The sequence below is a fragment of the Tateyamaria sp. LSS28 genome (assembly GCF_059611725.1).
This window is the reverse complement of record NZ_JCAPFI010000004.1, coordinates 529,794-547,062: the sequence shown is the minus strand read 5'-3', so window position 1 is coordinate 547,062 and position 17,269 is coordinate 529,794. Positions and strand designations below refer to the sequence as shown.

Here is a 17,269-nt window from a genome sequence, read left to right as displayed (position 1 = left end):
CGGCCTCAAGCCGGGCAGCCCCCGACCGCCCCCGTGGGCGGGGGCTACTCCGCTACCCGCGGCCGGGGGCTACCCTCACCACGCTGAAGAAATCTGAAATCATGCGCCTCACGAAATGCGGCTATGCGTGCGCGCATCTGACCGCGCAGCAAAACATCGCCTACATGCCAGAAGGAGAAGCAAAACAGGTGTCCCATGACCCTCTTTCAGCGGCTCGCTGCCTTCATCAGTTCCATCAGCCTACCGCATGGCGCGCTGGCACAGACGCAAGCGGTTTACGCCCTGACGGACGCGGAACTGAAAGCCCGCGGAATAAAGCGACGCGATGCGGCGCATCAGATCATGATCAACGGGGATTGGTCGTAAGCGCGGGGGTCACCCCATGCTGACAGCCCAACACTACCACAGTCACACTCACGGTCAGGTGAGCGACCACGTGTCGCTCACCTACGAAGACCGCTTTCTGCGGCGCAAAGTCCTGACACTTGCCTCCGGTGCTCAGCTCTTGGTTGACCTGCCCCAGACCACATCGCTCGACCATGGCGGTGCGCTCATCGCCACGGACAAATCCGAGATCATGATCGAGGCCGCCCCTGAGCCCCTTCTGGAAGTCACCGGCGAAAACCTGCACCGTATCGCGTGGCACATCGGCAATCGCCACACCCCTTGCCAGATCGAAGCGGATCGCCTGCTGATCCAGCGCGATCACGTCATGGCCGACATGTTGGCCAAAATCGGGGCAACCACACGCGAAGTGGTGGAACCGTTCACCCCCGAGGGCGGTGCCTATGGCCACGGGCGCACCCACGGGCACGATCATTCACACAGCCACACATGAGCCACGCGCTGACACTCATGCAATGGCTGTCGCCCGCCTTCCCAGTGGGCGCGTTTGCTTATTCGCATGGGTTGGAACAGGTCATCGCGGATGAGACGGTCACGGACGCCGAAACGCTGCAAGACTGGCTGGAGGCGCTGCTCACCCATGGCTCTGGCCGTGCGGATGCGATCCTGCTGTCCGCAGCTTATGACGCGGACACACCGGCACATGTCGATGCAACGGCCCGCGCTTTTGCCGCCAGTGCAGAACGGCTCAAGGAAACCGACCTGCAGGGCGCGGCTTTCTGTGACACCGCCCGCACCGTCTGGGGGATCAAGATCACGGGCCTCACTTATCCCGTTGCCGTCGGCACTGCTGCCCACGCCATGGACATTCCGCTGGCCGATGCCCTGCCGCTTTATCTGCACGCCTTCGTGTCGAACCTCGTTTCGGTCACCCAACGCGCCCTGCCCCTCGGCCAAACTGACGGCCAGCGGGTGCTGGCAGCCCTTGCCCCCACCATCGCTGCCACCGCAAGAGACGCGCAAGTGACGCCGCTTGACGCGATCTCCTCCACCAGCTTCGCCGCCGACATCGCGGCCATGCGCCACGAAACCCTCCAGCCTCGGATCTTTCGCACATGACACAACTCAACGGCCCCCTTCGCATTGGCATCGGCGGTCCCGTGGGCGCGGGCAAGACAACGCTGACCGCCGCCCTTGCCGCCGCCCTCAAGGACCAGCATTCCATTGGTGTGATCACCAATGACATCTACACACAGGAAGATGCCGAGGAACTGATGCGTCGCCAAATCCTGCCACAAGACCGGATCATCGGCGTTGAGACAGGAGGCTGTCCGCACACGGCCATCCGCGAGGATGCATCGATCAACCTTGCTGCTGTGGCGGAGATGCGGGACCGACACCCGGACGTCGAAGCGATCCTGATCGAAAGCGGCGGCGACAACCTCTCGGCCACCTTCTCGCCAGAGCTGGCCGACATCACGCTCTATGTCATCGACACTGCAGCGGGCGAGGAAATCCCACGCAAAGGCGGGCCTGCGATCACCAAATCCGACCTGTTGATCATCAACAAGACGGATCTTGCACCCCATGTGGGGGCCTCGCTTGAGGTTATGGAACGGGATGCAAAGCGGATGCGGGGCGCGCGGCCTTTCGTCTTTGCCGCGCTACGCCATGGCAAGGGGGTGGAGGATATCATCACCCATATTCGCGCCCTGTCCGGCTTGGGGCTGACGCCAGCGTAACGTCACTGTTTCGGCGCGGGACATGTTGACAACGCCCAACCGCTCACCTGAGTGAGCCGTAGAAGGCACTGACGCTTCGAGGCGATCAGTGCCTTCGGGTGTCAGGACAGCTTCGACAGTTTGTCCTGCAACTCGGCCAGTTGTTTCTTGATGGCGTCAAGGTCTTCGCCACCATCCTTGTCCTCGGCTTCAGGTGCAGGTCCGGACGCGCCCCAGCCAGTGCCCAACCCACCTGTCATAGCCTTCATGAATGCTTCCTGCTGCGCCTGCATCAAGTCGAAACCGGGCATCTTGGCCATCGGGTTCATGGCGTTCATGTTCTCCATGACCTTACTCTGACCATCGCGCAGCATTTCAAAGGAGGCTTGCAGGAATTGCGGCACAACGGACGCCCCACCGCCCATGTAGCTGCGCACCAAATCGTTCAGCACGTCAACCGGCAGGACACTCTCGCCCCGGCTCTCATGCTCGGCGATGATCTGCAGCAGATACTGCCGGGTCAGGTCATCCCCGGTCTTGAGGTCCACGATCTGAACCTCACGCCCGTCCCGAATAAATCCAGAGATATCCTCAAGCGTCACGTAGTCGCTTGTTTCGGTGTTGTAGAGCCGCCGACTGGCATAGCGCTTGATCAACAGTGGTGCTGGTTTGTCTGTCACGTGCCTGTTCTCCCCGGTGCCGCGTGCTGCACCGCAGCTTAGGCGCGGCATCGGAAAAAAGAAAGGGTGTGTGCACCTGCGGCAATTCAGGTGGTGAAAAGCCCCTAAACATACGGATACGTACTTTCAGTCAGATACACTGCAAGGGCCTTCTCAACCGGGGTCGCCTGGAACTCCGGCAACGCAGCATGCAGCTTGGACCCATCGATCGCATGTGGCCTGCGCCACAGGTATCTCATTTCGAACACTTCCCGCATCAACGGAGACCAGAGGCCCATCACCCAAACCCCGATCCACGGCAATCGAGACACGCGCATCGGTTTGCCCATAATTCTTTCAACATGCGCGATCAGCGCATCGCCCGTCAGCGCGTATCCTTCAAAGGAGAATTCCTCGAACGGGCTGAACTGATCCCGTTTCTCCGCAAGGCCCACCATGGCCCGCGCCATGTCCGGCAAAAACGCCCAGGCATGTACGCAGTCCCGCGGGCCGGGATAGGTCAGCTTGCCCTGCGACGCCTTGGGCGCAATGTAGCTTTCGAACCAATTCCCCGACTGCTGGGTATCGATGAAATCGCCGCCGCGCAGCACGATGGTCCGGACCCCACTGTCACGATAGGTCTGCTCCATACGAATGCGAATCCCGCCCTTTCGCGTATTTGCGATCCACGGCGTGTCCTCCCGCAGCACAGGCGGCAAGAGACGTCCGTAGTTATAAATGTTGCCCGGGATCATCACGGTCGCCCCAACAGCACGGGCCGCCGCAATCACCGCACCGGTCAGCTTAGGAATGGTCCGCATCCATTGATCATAGGGCGGGTTCACCGCGTTCACGATCACATCCTGCCCCACGCAGACCTCCTGCAGTGCCTGTGCGTCCGTCGCGTCCACCTCAACACAATCCGCGCCGCTGAGACCGCGACCGGCCCGTGTTACTGTCCACCCCGCCTCTGCAAAGGCCTGCGCAGCCGCGCGCCCGAACCGACCCTTTGCACCCAAAATAATGACTGATGCCATGTGTTCGTCCTCTCGATTTCTGAACTGGACCCTATCTAGAGGAACGAAATTCGAATATGATCCACGTCAATTCAAAACAAACCATCCATAAATAACTAGATGACCCAACCAGACTGGTCCCAGATCCAATCCTTCGCCGCAGTCGCTGAACATGGCTCACTCTCCGCCGCAGCAAGGGCGCAGAACAGCAGCCAACCCACGCTCAGCCGCCACATCGCCCAGCTCGAAGCGACCTTGGGCACCCGCCTTTTCGATCGCTCAAGCGGCGGAATGGTCCTGACAGATGAGGGGACAGACCTGCTGGCGCATGCCACCACAATGGCCGACGCCGCAGCCCGCTTTGGGACGGACCGCGATGGACATGGAAAAGAGATTGCAGGCACCGTCCGACTGACGGCCAGCCATGTTGTCGCCAACTTCATCCTTCCCCCGATCCTGTGCGAATTGCACGCCACCTATCCTGGGATCGAGATCGAGGTGATTGCGTCCGATACAACCGAGAACCTGCTGCGACGCGAGGCGGATATCGCACTCCGCATGTACCGCCCCACCCAGCCCGACGTGATCGCCAAACACATCGCGGACCTGCCGCTTGGCGCATATGCCGCCCCCAGCTACATCGCAAAGCATGGCGCGCCGGAAACGCTCGACGACCTGATGCACCACAGTATCATCGGCTACGACCGCAGCTCCCTGATCATCGATGGCTTTGCCCAGCGTGGGTTCAAGGTAGGCCGCGACTTCTTTGCCTTCCGCAGCGATGACCAGGTCCTGTGCTGGCACATGGTGGTGGCAGGATACGGCATTGGGTTTGGTCAACGGCGCGTGGGCGACGCGGATCCACGCGTGGTCCGGGTCTCAAAGGATATGGACGTGGGCAGCATGCCGCTCTGGCTCACGGCCCACCCGGACCTGCGACGCATCCCGCGCGTGCGCCGGGTCTATGATTGGCTGGCCAAACACCTCGCCTAACCACAAAAGAAAAAGGCGGGCCACTTGGGACCCGCCATAGTCACCGCGCCTTTCAGGGAGGAAAGTTGGCGCGATATGTCGTGTGCGATTACTTCGCAGCAGCTTTCTTGGCAGCGGCGGTCATGTCACCGGTCGCTTTTTTCACTACGGCTTGCGCGTCTTCGCTGATGTCTTTGCCTGCGGCCATCATCAGTTCAACCGTGTCCATTTGGACTTTCTTGGCAACTTCAGCGAAAGCGGCCATGTGCTCGGCTGTCACTTCAGCGTAGGACGACGCGAAGTCGGTCATCGCTTTGGCGTAGTCGGCAGGCTCTGCTTTGGCTTTGGACATGTCGCCCAGTTTCGACAGAGTTTCTTTGGTCCACTTGGAGGAGATTTCGGTGGATTTTTCGGCCGCGTCGATGGCGACGTGGCTCAGTTTTTCGTTCAGCGACGTTGCTGTCTTGAATGCGTCTTCCATTGCCGCTGTGTCGACGGGGAATGCACCCATCATGTCTTTGAACATCGCGGTCATGTCTTGTGCTTGCTTGGCCATTGTCTTCAATCCTTGTGAGCGCTGCGGGCCCATCCCCACGTTTCTGCGTCTGCACAAGATATACATGCTGCAGTGCAGCAAATCAACCCTTTTGCTGCACTGCAGCAAAAATAGCTTTCCGTTGCGGAAAGGACGTGGGAAATCAGGGTCTTGCCTTGACGCTCACATAGGATCCGGGGGCATCTTCCAGCACGGGATGGGCAGAATCACCCGGCTTACGTGCATTCACCATCGCCCCACCCCGCTTTTTCAGCCAGGCGCCCCAGCGCGGCCACCACGACCCTTCGTGGAAATCCGCAGCCTTCAACCACGCCTCGTGATCCAGGCTCATATCTTCATTGGTGTAGTGCCCGTATTTGTTCTTGGTGGGCGGGTTCACGATCCCCGCGATGTGGCCCGATTGGGTCATGATGAACGTCTTGTCCTTGGACCCCATCTGCTGCACGCCGCGATAGCTGTCTTTCCAGGGTGCGATGTGATCCGTCTCGCACGCGATGGCGCAAAGCGGTACATCAACATCGCCCAGTTCAAGGTGATGCCCCATCAGGTCAAACCCGCCCTCTGCCAGCTCATTGCGCTGACATAGCCCGCGCAAATACTGCATGGCCATCTTCGCTGGCAGGTTGGCCCCGTCCCCGTTCCAATAGAGCAGATCAAAGGCAGGTGGCGTTTGGCCCATCATGTAGCTCTTGATCGCGGGCGTATAGACGAGGTCGGTGGACCGTAGGAAAGTGAATGTTCGCGCCATGATGACCGAGGGCAAAATACCCTTGTCCTTTGTCTCCGCTTCGATCCCGTCAATGAAGTCATCGGTCAGGAACGGCGTGAACTCTCCCTGATCACCGAAATCAGTCAGCGCAGTAAAGAACGTGGCGGACTTGATCGACTTGTCCTTGCGCTGTTTCAGCAGGCTGAGGGTTAGGGACAGCGTGGTGCCGGCAATACAATAGCCAATGGCATTCACCTGGTTTTGGCCGGTGATGGCCTTGGCCTCGCGGATCGCGGCCAGATATCCGTCCTCGATGTAGTCTTCCATCCCGACCCCGGCATAGGTCGCGTCGGGGTTCACCCAGGACACGACAAACAGCGTGTGCCCCTGTTCGACAATCCACTTCACCAGCGAATTCTGCTGTTTGAGGTCCAGGATGTAGAACTTGTTGATCCATGGCGGGAACAGCACCACCGGTGTCTTGTGCACCTTCTCGGTGGTGGGCGTGTACTGGATCAGCTCCATCATCCGGTTGCGGTAGATGACCTTGCCCGGCGTGGTGGCGATGTTGCCGCCCAGCTCGAACGCCTTGTCGTCAGCCAATTTCACGATCAGTTCGCCGTTATTGGCCTCCAGATCGGAAATCAGGTTCTCAAGCCCGTCGATCAGGCTTTGACCCTCGGTGGCCACTGCCTTTTCCAGCGCATCCGGGTTGGTCGCCAGAAAATTCGTGGGCGCCATCATGTCAACGATCTGACGCGAGAAATAGGAGAGGCGCTGCTTCTCCTTCGGATCGAGGTCCGACACGCCCTCGACCGCTTGGGTAACGGCGTCTGCGTTGATCAGGTATTGCTGCTTGACGTAGTTGAAGTAGGGATGCGTGTCCCACAGCGGATTGGCAAAGCGGCGATCCTTGGGGCCGGGATCGACCGGGGCTTGCAACTTGCCCGACGCCAGCGCTTGCTGCGCCTCGACAAAATGGGTCACGGATTTCGACCAGAACTGCAATTGGTGCTCCAGCACCTTGGCTGGATCGCGGAAGGCTTCGTGCCAATACGCTGTGGCCGCCTTTGTGAACAGCTCCTGATTCGGCCCGTCGAGTGCAGCATTATGCGTGCTGCGGTGCGTCAAAACCTGGGTGAGTCGTTGCGTCAACTCCTCAACCTTACGGAGATTACTATTCAATTTATCGAGGTTTTCCCCCGAGACAGCACCACCGGTTGTGTCGTTGGTTGTCATGTTAAGGTCTTCCCCGTAGTGTTCGCACGTGCAGCAATGTTTGCACGCGGCAGTCGCCGCTTATTTATGGTCGCATGTTTCAGGGGGCAAAGCGACAAACCGTCCGACGCGGGATCGTGCGTACCCGCCCCAAAGTGAAGGAAAGCGCCATGCGCTACATGATCAGCTACGACTTCATGGAAACCATGCGGAACACGAACCAGTGGCTGGGCGCCACGGCCCGTGCAATTGGTGCCTACCCCGCCTTTGCCGCCCTGCCCAACCCGGCGCTGCAAATGATGTCTGCCTGGGGTGAGGTGACGGAACGCACTTTTGAACGAATGGTCGCCAAACCCGACTGGGGCATTCGCACCTTCACATGCGAAGATGGCCGCGATCACCTTGTGAGTATCGACAAGGTGGTTGAAAAGCCCTTTGGCGATCTGATCCACTTCAACGTGTCCGGTCGCGAGACCCAGCCGCGGAAAATCCTGCTCGTGGCACCCATGTCAGGCCACTACGCCACGCTGCTGCGCTCGACCGTCAAATCGCTGCTGGTCAATTGCGAGGTGTATATCACCGACTGGCACAATGCCCGCGACATCCCCGTCAGCGCTGGCAAGTTCGATGTCGAGGATTACACCCTCTACCTTGTCGACTTCATGCGCGAACTTGGCCCCGACACGCACGTGATCGCCGTCTGCCAGCCCGCACCGCTGACGCTCGCCGCCACCGCCTACCTGGCCGAGGAAGACCCAAAGGCCCAGCCCCGGTCCCTCACCCTGATCGGCGGTCCAATTGATCCCGATGCCACGCCGACCGAAGTGACCGACTTTGGCCGCCGCGTCACCATGGGCCAGCTTGAGGAAACGATGATCCAGCGCGTGGGCTTCAAGTACCCGGGCGTCGGTCGCCTCGTCTATCCGGGCCTTCTACAGTTGGCCTCGTTCATGTCGATGAACGCCGAAAAACACTCCAAAGCCTTTACAGACCAGATCGGGCGCGCCGCGCGGGGCGAAACAAGCGACCACGACAAGCACAATCGCTTCTACGACGAATACCTCGCCGTGATGGACATGACGGCCGAATTCTACCTGTCCACCGTCAACCGCATCTTCAAACGCTGCGAGATCGCCAAGAACATCTTTACCGTAAACGGCAAACAGGTCGACATCGGCAAGATCACGACCGTCGCGGTCAAAACCGTCGAAGGCGCGAATGACGACATCTCGGCCCCCGGCCAATGCGTTGCCGCGCTCGACCTTTGCACGGGCCTGCCGGACGAGAAGAAGGCGAGCCATGTGGAACCCGGCGCGGGGCACTACGGCATCTTCGCGGGCAAAAGCTGGCGCAACAATATCCGCCCCCTTGTGCTTGAGTTCATCGACGCGAACTCGCCCAAGACACCTCCGAAGAAGGCGGCCAACAAAAACAAAGCTGCGTAGGCAATGGCAGGCGCGGATCTTCCCTTCGCCTGTGACTGCGGGACATTGCGGGGCACTCTTCTGGGCGTGTCCCCCACAAACGGCACCCGCGTCGAATGCTATTGCCACGATTGCCGTGCGACCGAACTTTATGCCGGTCAGCCCGACCCGGCACCGGGCGGTGTACAACTGTATCAAACCGTGCCGGACCGTGTGCGGTTCGACGCGGGCAAAGACCAGCTCGCCGTCTTCTCCCTCTCTGACAAGGGGCTCCTGCAGTGGCAAGCCCGCTGCTGCGGCGCCATCCTGTTTAAAACGATGCGCACCCCCAAGATGCCCTTTGCCTCGTTCCGCACAGACCGGCTTGAGGATGACAGCGCACTTGGGCCAGTCGTGGCCCGGGCATTTGTCCGCAAACCAAACGGCAAACGCGGGCATGAAGGCGGTCTGAAATTCATGTTCGGTTTCGCCAAACGTGCGCTATCGCGGCGGATCACGGGCTTATGGAAACAGACACCGTTTTTTAATGCAGACGGAACGCCCGTCCGGAACATCCACGTGGTGTCGGATAAGGAAAGTGCCGGACTTTATCCCAACCGGGGTTAACTCTTTCTAGAAACCCCTCACGCGTGACCATGATTGGTGCACCGCAGACATGAATTTGAGGTTCTGCTTGTCGACTACACGGCGGCTCCCCTTGTCGGATGACAGCCTAAAACCACAATTCAATCACTGAACCACATTGTGGTAAGCAGGCGCCAAACTGCCCGTCAAACTCTTCTGCTGTCGAAGAGTAAGGGGTCGGCCAAACATCCACTGACGTTAAGCTGTGTTACGGGTCAACGGGTCACGCCGGACTGCTCGACGCAAAAGGCACACCACGATAGGCGCAGCGGCCGGCCACCCATGTCCCCTGCACGGCCGGAACAGACGCTTCCGGCCAGTCGACCAGAACAAGGTCGGCACGCTTGCCGATTGCGATCTCGCCGCGGTCGTTCAACTTCATCGCTCGTGCCGGACCGGTTGAGATCAACGACCAAAGCGCGTGGCGATCCGCGCGGCGCTCTTCATCAAGCTTTGCAATGGCGGCCAGCATGGCAGGATAAAAGTAGTCCGAGGCCAGTGCATCGCACAGACCCGCCTCGACCATATCACCGGCACTGAGAGAACCGATATGGCTGCTGCCCCGCGCCGCGTTGGGTGCGCCAAAGACGATCGGGTCGCCGGCTGCGCGTGCGGCTTCCGCGGCTTCCAAAACCATCGGGAATTCAGCCACATCGGCACCAATGGCCCGGAAATAGGCGCGGGTCTCGTCGCGCGTGTCGTCATGGCTCAGCATCGGTGCGCCCACCGCACGGCCCATCTCGGCCACCTTGGCGATCATATCGGGAACCGCGCTGCGCCGGGTCCAAACCTCGCCCAGAAGCGCGATGTAGTCGTCCTCGCCCAACCCTGCACGACGGGCCTTTGCAACGGTGCGTACCTTCATGCGGTCATCATCCAACGCGGCAACCGAGAATTCGGGGGAAAGTTCGAACGCCCGTTCCTGGATCGGGACATCATAGCCGCGCATCGTCATGGACGTGTGATCGTTGAAGGCGATCGATGGCAACAGCGGTCCCGCAAGTGCCCATTCGATCACGTCCAGCGCCTCGAACGCAAAGGTTTCCCACCGCAACTGCACCCGGTTTTCCACCGTCAGCCGGGGGGCCAGATCGCGCATGGCTTGCATCAGATCGTGTCCACGATGCACATCGCGCAGGCCGGGTTCCCACCCAAGGGTGATTGCGTGGTAGGCTGTCGCGATGCCGTTCGTGGCCAGCTGCCGGTCGGTATCAATCACCGCCGTTGCGGTCGGAAAGTACACACCCGGGCGCGGCATCAACTGCCGCTCGAACGCATCGCCATGCACGTCGATCAGGGCGGGCGCAAGGATCAGACCGCGCGCATCAATCACCACGCCTTGCGCGGGGCCGCCGATCTCGGCAATCTGGCCCTCGGTGATTGTTACGCTGGTTTCAGCGATACCATCCGGCAGATAGACCTGCGCGCCTTCAAAGGTGATCATCTACAGCCGTTCCATAGTCAGGTGCCAATGGTAGGAACCCGGTTTTCCGGGCTCGCGGTGTTCCAGCTTGCGGCACGCAAAGCCGGAGAACAAGCTCTCCCGTCCTTCCTACACTCCACTCTGCGTGGCGCAACCGCCGGATTATTGAGCATAAGACGTGTGCTGGACGCCGTGCACGTCCAGGCCATTCAGGTTCTGCACAAAAGGCACGCAGAATTTGGCCGATACTGCGGCGTCTTGAATACAACCAGTTGGAGAAAAAATCGGCCTCCGATACTGTCGCTCTATTGTTCAAAAACTTTCACAGTTTGATGAGAACACAACATCCAAGCGTCTTCCTAAAGGGGAATCGATATGAGCCGCCACTATCGTAATTTTGAATTCGGATCCTGGAGCGATGATACCCTGACCGGCACGGATGGACGAGACTACATTTTCGCATTTGGCGGAAACGATACCATCACGTCGGGCGCTGGAAACGACCGGATTTTTGCCGGTTTCGGAAATGATGTCATAAACGGCGGCGCCGGAAACGATCGGATCTTTGGTGGCTTTGGGTTTGATACGGCACAGTATGCCGGGTCGATCGACGACTACTCCATCAACGTACGCAGCTGGTGGGGTCCAACCACCGTATCCTCCATCGACCCGAGTGTTGAGGATGCGGGCCGCGACACCCTTTACAGTGTTGAGGCCCTCTATTTTGCGGCAGACGACTATACCCTTTTCCTGAACGGCGAGAACAACGCCGTTCTTGCGGGCGACGACGAAGTTGCGACTTTGGAAAACACGACCTTGACCATCACGGCCAACGCGCTCTTGGACAATGATCGCGAGTTCGACGGCGATATGATCGAGATCACCTCCGTTTCGGCCGTCAGCGCAGCCGGTGCGCAGGTCACGTTCAACGATGGCGAAATCAGCTACGATCCGGGCACAGTCTTTGACAATTTGGGCGCGGGTGAAACCGCCACGGACACGTTTACTTATGTCGTCGATGATGGAAATGGCGGAACGGACACTGCCACCGTCACAGTTACAATCACCGGCGAAAACGATCCGGTCATCGCAGGTGATGACACTGCAACCGTCAGCGAAAGCGGCGTCCTGACCATAACGACGGCCGCTTTGCTGGCCAATGATACGGACGCGGACGGTGATGCGCTTGAAATCACGGCTGTTTCGGAAGCCAGTGCCTCGGGCGCCACGGTCAGCCTCGTTGACGGCGAGGTGACGTATGATCCGGGTTCGGTGTTTGACAGTCTCGGTGCCGGAGAAACCGCAACCGACACATTCACCTACATGGTCACTGATGGCAACGGCAGCACAGTAACGGCGACAGTCACCGTCACCATCGAAGGTGAAGGCGAAGCGCCAAACCTGCTGGCCGTCGACCAGATCTGCTTGATCGAAGGCAACAGCACGTTCCAAGCCGTCATAAGCGCGGACGATCCCGACGGCGACACGCTGAGTTTTTCGCTGTCAGGCGACGATGCCGCGTTGTTCACAATCGATGCAGAGACCGGGGCCATCAGCTTTGTTGCACCGCCAGAGGTGGACAACCCGCTCGATACAGGCGGCGACAATATCTACGACCTTGAGCTGACAGTGTCCGATGGCACCGAAACCACCACCCGCAGCGTCGCAGTGCAAGTCATCCCCGCCCCTCAAACCGGCGGCAGCGGAACCAGCACGATTGCATTTGACATGGTCGGCAGCGCGTCGCTAGGCCTGCTCGATTTCGTCAACTCCGCGCCGACTTTCACAAGCGCCGGAGACGGGTTTGGCTTCTTTGAAGCAGGGTCAGGCTCTGTACCTTTCAGCCTTGTTGATGACAGCGCCGGCAGCTTCCCAAGCGACAGCCTCGGCATCATCGACAGCAGCACCAACACGGATGTGTTTTTCGGAGCCACCGATACGCAAAACAACGACAATGATGGCGATGTCACAGCCACGTGGTCCTTCGACATCGCAGGCGAAAGCGATCTCAGCCTCAGCGTCGACGCGGGCGCCATGGGCGACTTCGAAAGCACCGACAGCTTTGTCATCACCTACAATATCGACGGCGGCGCAGACATTGTGCTGTTCGAATTCGTCGCGGATGAGGATGCCTCGCAGGACTACACGCTGGCGAACGGCAACGTCGAAACGCTGGATGACCCGCTGACCGTGGCCGGAACGGGTGAGGTACTGTCCAATGTTCTCCAAACGCTCAGCGCCGATCTTGCGGGCACCGGGTCTGTTCTCAACGTCACTCTGACGGCCAACACGGATGGCGGATCAGAGGCGTTTGCCATCCAGAACCTCGTGATCGAAGCGGCGACACCCGCTGGCCCCCAAGTGGTTGCGTCGACCCTGACGGGTGGTGCGGATGTGAACCTGATTTCCTTCACAAACAACGCGCCAGACTTTTCCAGCGCCGGTGACGGATTTGGGGTCTTCCAGGTGGGCACAAGCGGGTCCATACCTTTCAGCCTTGTCGATGACAGCGCAAGCAGCTTCCCGGGCGACAGCCTCGGCATCATCGACAGCGACACCAACACCGACCCGTTCTTTGGCGCAACAGATACGGTCAACAGCGACACATCCGGCCCGGTGTCAGCCACATGGGCCTTTGACATTTCCGGCTTCAGCGACCTGATGCTGTCGATTGACGCGGGCGCCATGGGCGATTTCGAAAGCTCCGACAGCTTCACCTTCACCTACAACATCGACGGCGGCACCGAGATGTCTCTGTTCGACTTCGTCGCCGACGAAGCCGCGTCTCTCGACTACACCCTCGCGGGCGGAAGCGTCGAAACGCTCAGCGACCCTCTGACCCTTGCCGGGTCGGGCGAGGTTCTGTCCAACGTGTTGCAAACCCTGACCGGATCGATCGAAGGCACCGGGTCCACCCTGAACCTGACCTTCACCGCCGAAACCGATGGCGGGTCCGAGGCGTTTGCCTTCCAAAACCTTGTCATCGAGGGCACCGGCGGAACAGGAGAACCCGAAGCCCCCACCTATGCCGTTGCCGCGCTAAGCGGCGATGTATTCGAAGGCGACGACGGCGTGACGGAAGTCAGCTTTGAGATCACGCGCGACGGCGACGTGTCCGAAGCAGGCAGCGTTGAGTTCACCATCGGTGGTGATGTCGATGCCGAGGATTTTGGCGGCACTCTCCCAACCGGCACGGTGGAGTTTGCCGAGGGTCAAACCTGCGCCACGGTCACATTCGAAGTGACGGGCGACACGGTGATCGAAGACGACGAAACCTTCACCGTGACTCTCACCAACCCGGTGGGCGGCGACATCGTGACCCCAACGGCGTCTGTCGAAGTGTTGGACGATGACGACCGGGTGCTGATTTCCGACATTCAGGGTGAAGGCGCTGAAAGCGAATTGGTGGATCAGGTCGTCACGGTCGAAGCGATCGTCACCTACGTGACAGAAAACGGGTACTTCCTGCAGGAAGAAGACGCCGATGACGACGGCAACGCCCTGACCTCGGAGGGGATATTCGTTTTCACCGGGGGAGAGAACCAACCGGCTGTTGGCGATCTGGTCGTGACACGCGGCGTGGTCGACGAATTCTTTGGTCAGACGCAACTGTCCCAGGATCGGATGCAAGTCGTGTCGTCGGGCAATGCGCTTCCAACCGCAGCCACCGTCTTGCTCAGCGGTGCCGCGCAGAACTTTGAGGCCATCGAAGGCATGCGCTTTACACTCGACAGCGGTGTCGAAGGCGAAAACATCACGGTGATCGAGAACTTCAACCTTGACCGCTTTGGTGAAATCACCGTCTCAGCGGGCATACAGACCCAACCAACCCAGATTTTTGATGCGCAAACCGAAGCGGCAGACGTTGCGGCTCTGGCCGAAGAGAATGCAAACAACCGGCTGCTGATCGACGATGGGGTGTCAGAGCAAAACCCGGACGAGTTCCAGTACATTGCCAACACGACAGCTGGCGACAATGGCAATGGTTTCCTTGATGCAGGCGACACCTTCACTGAGGATGGACCGACTTTGCGCCTTGGCGCAGAGCTTGACGGGCCGACCACCGGCGTCATGAGTTTTGGCTTTGGCGAATACCGCATGCTGGTCGAAGGGACGCTGGATATCGACGAAAGCACCAACTCTGGAGCGCGTGAAGACACAGCACCGGACGTTGGCGGAAACATCCAGGTCGCATCGGTCAACGTGCTGAACTACTTCTCCACCTTGCGTGGCGAAGGCGGTTCTGGCCCGAATGGTCTGGACCCGCGCGGGGCCTCAACCGAGGCCGATCTTGAACGGCAGACCGACAAGCTGGTGGACGCCATCACAGGGACCGGGGCAGAGGTTTTCGCCCTGCAAGAGATCGAGAACGGCGGTTTCGGCGCGGACTCGGCCGTCGCGACCCTGGTCGATGCGCTGAACGTGGAAGCGACGGACACCGGATCAGGTGCCAACTATGCCTTTGTCGATCCAACAACTGACGCAGGCTTTATCGGGACCGATGCGATTACAACCGGCATCGTCTATGACGCCAACGCTGTGTCGGTTGTGCATTCCGAATTCCTCGCGTTCGACGAAAGTTCAGCCGCGACAACCTTTGCCTTGGCAGAGGTCTTGAACGCTGTGGTGCCGTCAGATGCTCAAGTTGGTGATTTCCAACGGAACCGTCCTGCGGTTGCGGCCACGTTCGAAGATAACGAGACCGGCGAGACGTTCACCATCGTTTCAAACCATTTCAAATCGAAAGGCCCAAGCGGGTTGGACGATCTGGTCGAAGCTGCCCAAGACTATCTGGACGGCGGTGGCACGGACATCACACAGGCCGATATCGATGCGCTGATCAACGATCCGAACTATGATCAGGGGGACGGTCAGGCGTTCTGGAACCAGGTTCGCGCCGATGCCGCAGCCGAGGTCCAGACCTGGATCGAAAATGACTACATGGGCGGCGGTGTATCCAACTTTATCATCATGGGGGATCTCAACGCCTACGCACAGGAAGATCCGGTGCAATCGCTTGCCGATGATCCCGGTCTGGTGGACCTGATTGATCAGTTCATCGGCCAAGACGAAGCATACAGTTTTGTCTTTGACGGTCAGCGGGGTTCTCTTGATCATGCCATCGCCTCGGATGACATGGCCGGATTGATCACGGGTGCAGCCGAGTGGCACATCAACGCCGACGAACCAGACCTGTTGAATTACAACTCAGCCTTCAACAACGCGAACTTCTTTGAGGACAGCCTGTTTGCGTCGTCCGATCACGATCCGCTGATTATTGGTATCAACACCAATCCGGATGACATTCTGGTTGGGTGAGCCAACACTTTGACGCGTGCGCCTTGTAATCTTGGCGCACGCGCTTGCCAGACCACGAAGTTTGGCAACGGTCTTAAAGTACAGTGCGATGCCTCTTCGACGGATTTGAGCAGAAGAGGCATCGCTTCTGCGCATTGGCATTTGATGTGCGATCACCCGCAACTGCAGCAGTCATTTGTGCTGCGACGGTACGCAATGCAAAGCCGCAATGATTCAGATGGGCTCGGAGAGACACTCAGCCGGATTGCACAAAACCCGCGTCTGGGCGTACCGACTTAACAGTCCAATGTGGGGTCTTTGCGACAGACTTAATTCCAGCCGTCACAATGCCGCCCCCTTCGGGGGTCAGTCTGCCTCGCCACCGGTTAACATGCACATATCACACCGTGCGCAGGGCTAACCCTGTCTTTCTTCTGGACAATTCCGAAGTCATTGAGATTTTATCACTGTACCGAACAGCTTGTCCCCGCGGGGACAAACCCGTTCTCAACGCAAAATCAGCGGCTGTTTCAACCAGTCTCGCAACGCTTGTGTCGTCTCCGCTGGCATCTCCAGCGTCGGCAAATGCCCCGCGTCATCCAACACTTTCAGCTCGGCTCCCGGGATCAATTCCGCCATGAACGTATGCCGTTTGACCGGGCACAATTCATCATGCGCACCACACAGAACGAGGGTCGGAACCTTGCATTTCCTGAGCGTGCCTTGCTGGTCCCGGCGGCGTTGCAGAGCGCGGGACTGGCGGACGAACACTTCCGGCCCAAGGGCGGACGCCATGTCCATCACGAGGTCGAGGATCTCGTTCACATAGGGACCAGGCGCGAGGTAGTTGGGCTTCATCTCGTCCCGCATCACCTCGTCCATCCGCCCCGTCCGGACCTTCACGATCTGAGGCTCACGCGCGGCAGCGACCTGGGGTGTTTCAGCCAGCGGGTTGGTGTCCATCAACGCCAGCCGGGTGACGCGATCCGGAGCGCGGCGCAGGATTTCCATCGCGACGATCCCCCCCATCGACAGTCCCGCAAGCGCGAAGCGTTGGGGCAATTCATCCAGCAGGCCGCTTGCGATCTCTTCGATCCGTTCCCCGCGGGTAACGGGTGAGACCATGACCGAAAATTCAGAGGACAATTCGGCGATCTGCGGGCCAAAGAGCCGCGCGTCGCACATCATTCCGGGAAGAAAAACAAGGGGCTCAGCCATGCCCCTGCCCTGCCATTCGCGCCATCTGCTGCCTGCTGATTAACGTTTTGTTTACCATGACCTGCCACGCGGGCGGCGGCAAGCCC

14 protein-coding genes are annotated in these 17,269 nt (G+C 59.4%); 8 read left to right on the top strand and 6 right to left on the bottom strand.

Features of this window, described 5'->3' with window-relative positions; genetic code table 11:
- The first annotated feature begins 195 nt into the window (after positions 1-195).
- Genes AC53L6_RS15205 through ureG form a run of 4 tightly spaced genes read left to right on the top strand, consistent with a single transcriptional unit; the run spans position 196 to position 2,087 of the window.
- Positions 196-366, top strand: coding sequence for a hypothetical protein (locus tag AC53L6_RS15205; protein WP_472728496.1), 171 nt, complete (start codon positions 196-198; stop codon positions 364-366).
- Positions 367-382: 16 nt separating this feature from the next.
- A complete protein-coding gene (ureE, locus tag AC53L6_RS15200) occupies positions 383-838 on the top strand; it encodes an urease accessory protein UreE (protein WP_472728497.1) in 456 nt (151 codons plus the stop codon).
- Positions 835-1,464, top strand: coding sequence for an urease accessory protein UreF (locus AC53L6_RS15195; RefSeq protein WP_496908447.1), 630 nt, complete (start codon positions 835-837; stop codon positions 1,462-1,464). The genes ureE and AC53L6_RS15195 overlap by 4 nt, the downstream gene beginning before the upstream one ends.
- Positions 1,461-2,087 (top strand): urease accessory protein UreG, encoded by a 627-nt coding sequence (gene ureG, locus AC53L6_RS15190; protein WP_299207386.1) that lies wholly within the window; start codon positions 1,461-1,463, stop codon positions 2,085-2,087. The genes AC53L6_RS15195 and ureG overlap by 4 nt, the downstream gene beginning before the upstream one ends.
- Before the next feature lie 101 nt (positions 2,088-2,188).
- Here ureG and phaR read toward each other — a convergent pair whose 3' ends face one another.
- Both phaR and AC53L6_RS15180 read right to left on the bottom strand, forming a co-directional pair.
- Positions 2,189-2,797, bottom strand: coding sequence for a polyhydroxyalkanoate synthesis repressor PhaR (gene phaR / locus AC53L6_RS15185; protein WP_496908446.1), 609 nt, complete (start codon positions 2,795-2,797; stop codon positions 2,189-2,191).
- A gap of 53 nt (positions 2,798-2,850) precedes the next feature.
- Complete coding sequence (locus AC53L6_RS15180; RefSeq protein ID WP_496908445.1) at positions 2,851-3,762, bottom strand: NAD-dependent epimerase/dehydratase family protein; 912 nt, start codon at positions 3,760-3,762, stop codon at positions 2,851-2,853.
- Positions 3,763-3,861: 99 nt separating this feature from the next.
- Between AC53L6_RS15180 and AC53L6_RS15175 the strand changes: the two genes are divergently transcribed.
- Positions 3,862-4,734: a LysR family transcriptional regulator gene (locus AC53L6_RS15175; RefSeq protein WP_496908444.1), complete on the top strand. Its 873-nt coding sequence runs from the start codon at positions 3,862-3,864 to the stop codon at positions 4,732-4,734.
- 88 nt (positions 4,735-4,822) lie between these two features.
- Here the strand turns inward: AC53L6_RS15175 and AC53L6_RS15170 are convergent, their stop codons facing one another.
- Both AC53L6_RS15170 and AC53L6_RS15165 read right to left on the bottom strand, forming a co-directional pair.
- Positions 4,823-5,269 carry a phasin family protein gene (locus tag AC53L6_RS15170; protein WP_496908443.1) on the bottom strand — a complete coding sequence of 149 codons (447 nt, stop codon included), beginning with the start codon at positions 5,267-5,269 and terminating at the stop codon, positions 4,823-4,825.
- A gap of 142 nt (positions 5,270-5,411) precedes the next feature.
- Positions 5,412-7,217: a PHA/PHB synthase family protein gene (locus AC53L6_RS15165; protein WP_496908442.1), complete on the bottom strand. Its 1,806-nt coding sequence runs from the start codon at positions 7,215-7,217 to the stop codon at positions 5,412-5,414.
- A 149-nt stretch (positions 7,218-7,366) separates the two neighbouring features.
- Between AC53L6_RS15165 and phaZ the strand changes: the two genes are divergently transcribed.
- Together phaZ and AC53L6_RS15155 are read left to right on the top strand one after the other, a co-directional pair.
- Positions 7,367-8,641, top strand: a complete 1,275-nt coding sequence (gene phaZ, locus AC53L6_RS15160; RefSeq protein ID WP_496908441.1) for a polyhydroxyalkanoate depolymerase — start codon at positions 7,367-7,369, stop codon at positions 8,639-8,641.
- 3 nt (positions 8,642-8,644) lie between these two features.
- Positions 8,645-9,226, top strand: coding sequence for a DUF6151 family protein (locus tag AC53L6_RS15155; RefSeq protein ID WP_496908440.1), 582 nt, complete (start codon positions 8,645-8,647; stop codon positions 9,224-9,226).
- Between the two features lie 241 nt (positions 9,227-9,467).
- Here the strand turns inward: AC53L6_RS15155 and AC53L6_RS15150 are convergent, their stop codons facing one another.
- Positions 9,468-10,688, bottom strand: coding sequence for an alpha-D-ribose 1-methylphosphonate 5-triphosphate diphosphatase (locus tag AC53L6_RS15150; protein WP_496908439.1), 1,221 nt, complete (start codon positions 10,686-10,688; stop codon positions 9,468-9,470).
- Positions 10,689-11,042: 354 nt separating this feature from the next.
- Here AC53L6_RS15150 and AC53L6_RS15145 point away from each other — a divergent pair, with 354 nt between their 5' ends.
- Positions 11,043-15,986 carry an ExeM/NucH family extracellular endonuclease gene (locus AC53L6_RS15145; protein WP_496908438.1) on the top strand — a complete coding sequence of 1,648 codons (4,944 nt, stop codon included), beginning with the start codon at positions 11,043-11,045 and terminating at the stop codon, positions 15,984-15,986.
- 486 nt (positions 15,987-16,472) lie between these two features.
- Here AC53L6_RS15145 and AC53L6_RS15140 read toward each other — a convergent pair whose 3' ends face one another.
- The gene (locus tag AC53L6_RS15140) at positions 16,473-17,183 is read right to left on the bottom strand and encodes an alpha/beta fold hydrolase (protein ID WP_496908437.1); all 711 of its coding nucleotides are present in this window, start codon (positions 17,181-17,183) and stop codon (positions 16,473-16,475) included.
- Between the last annotated feature and the right edge of the window lie 86 nt (positions 17,184-17,269).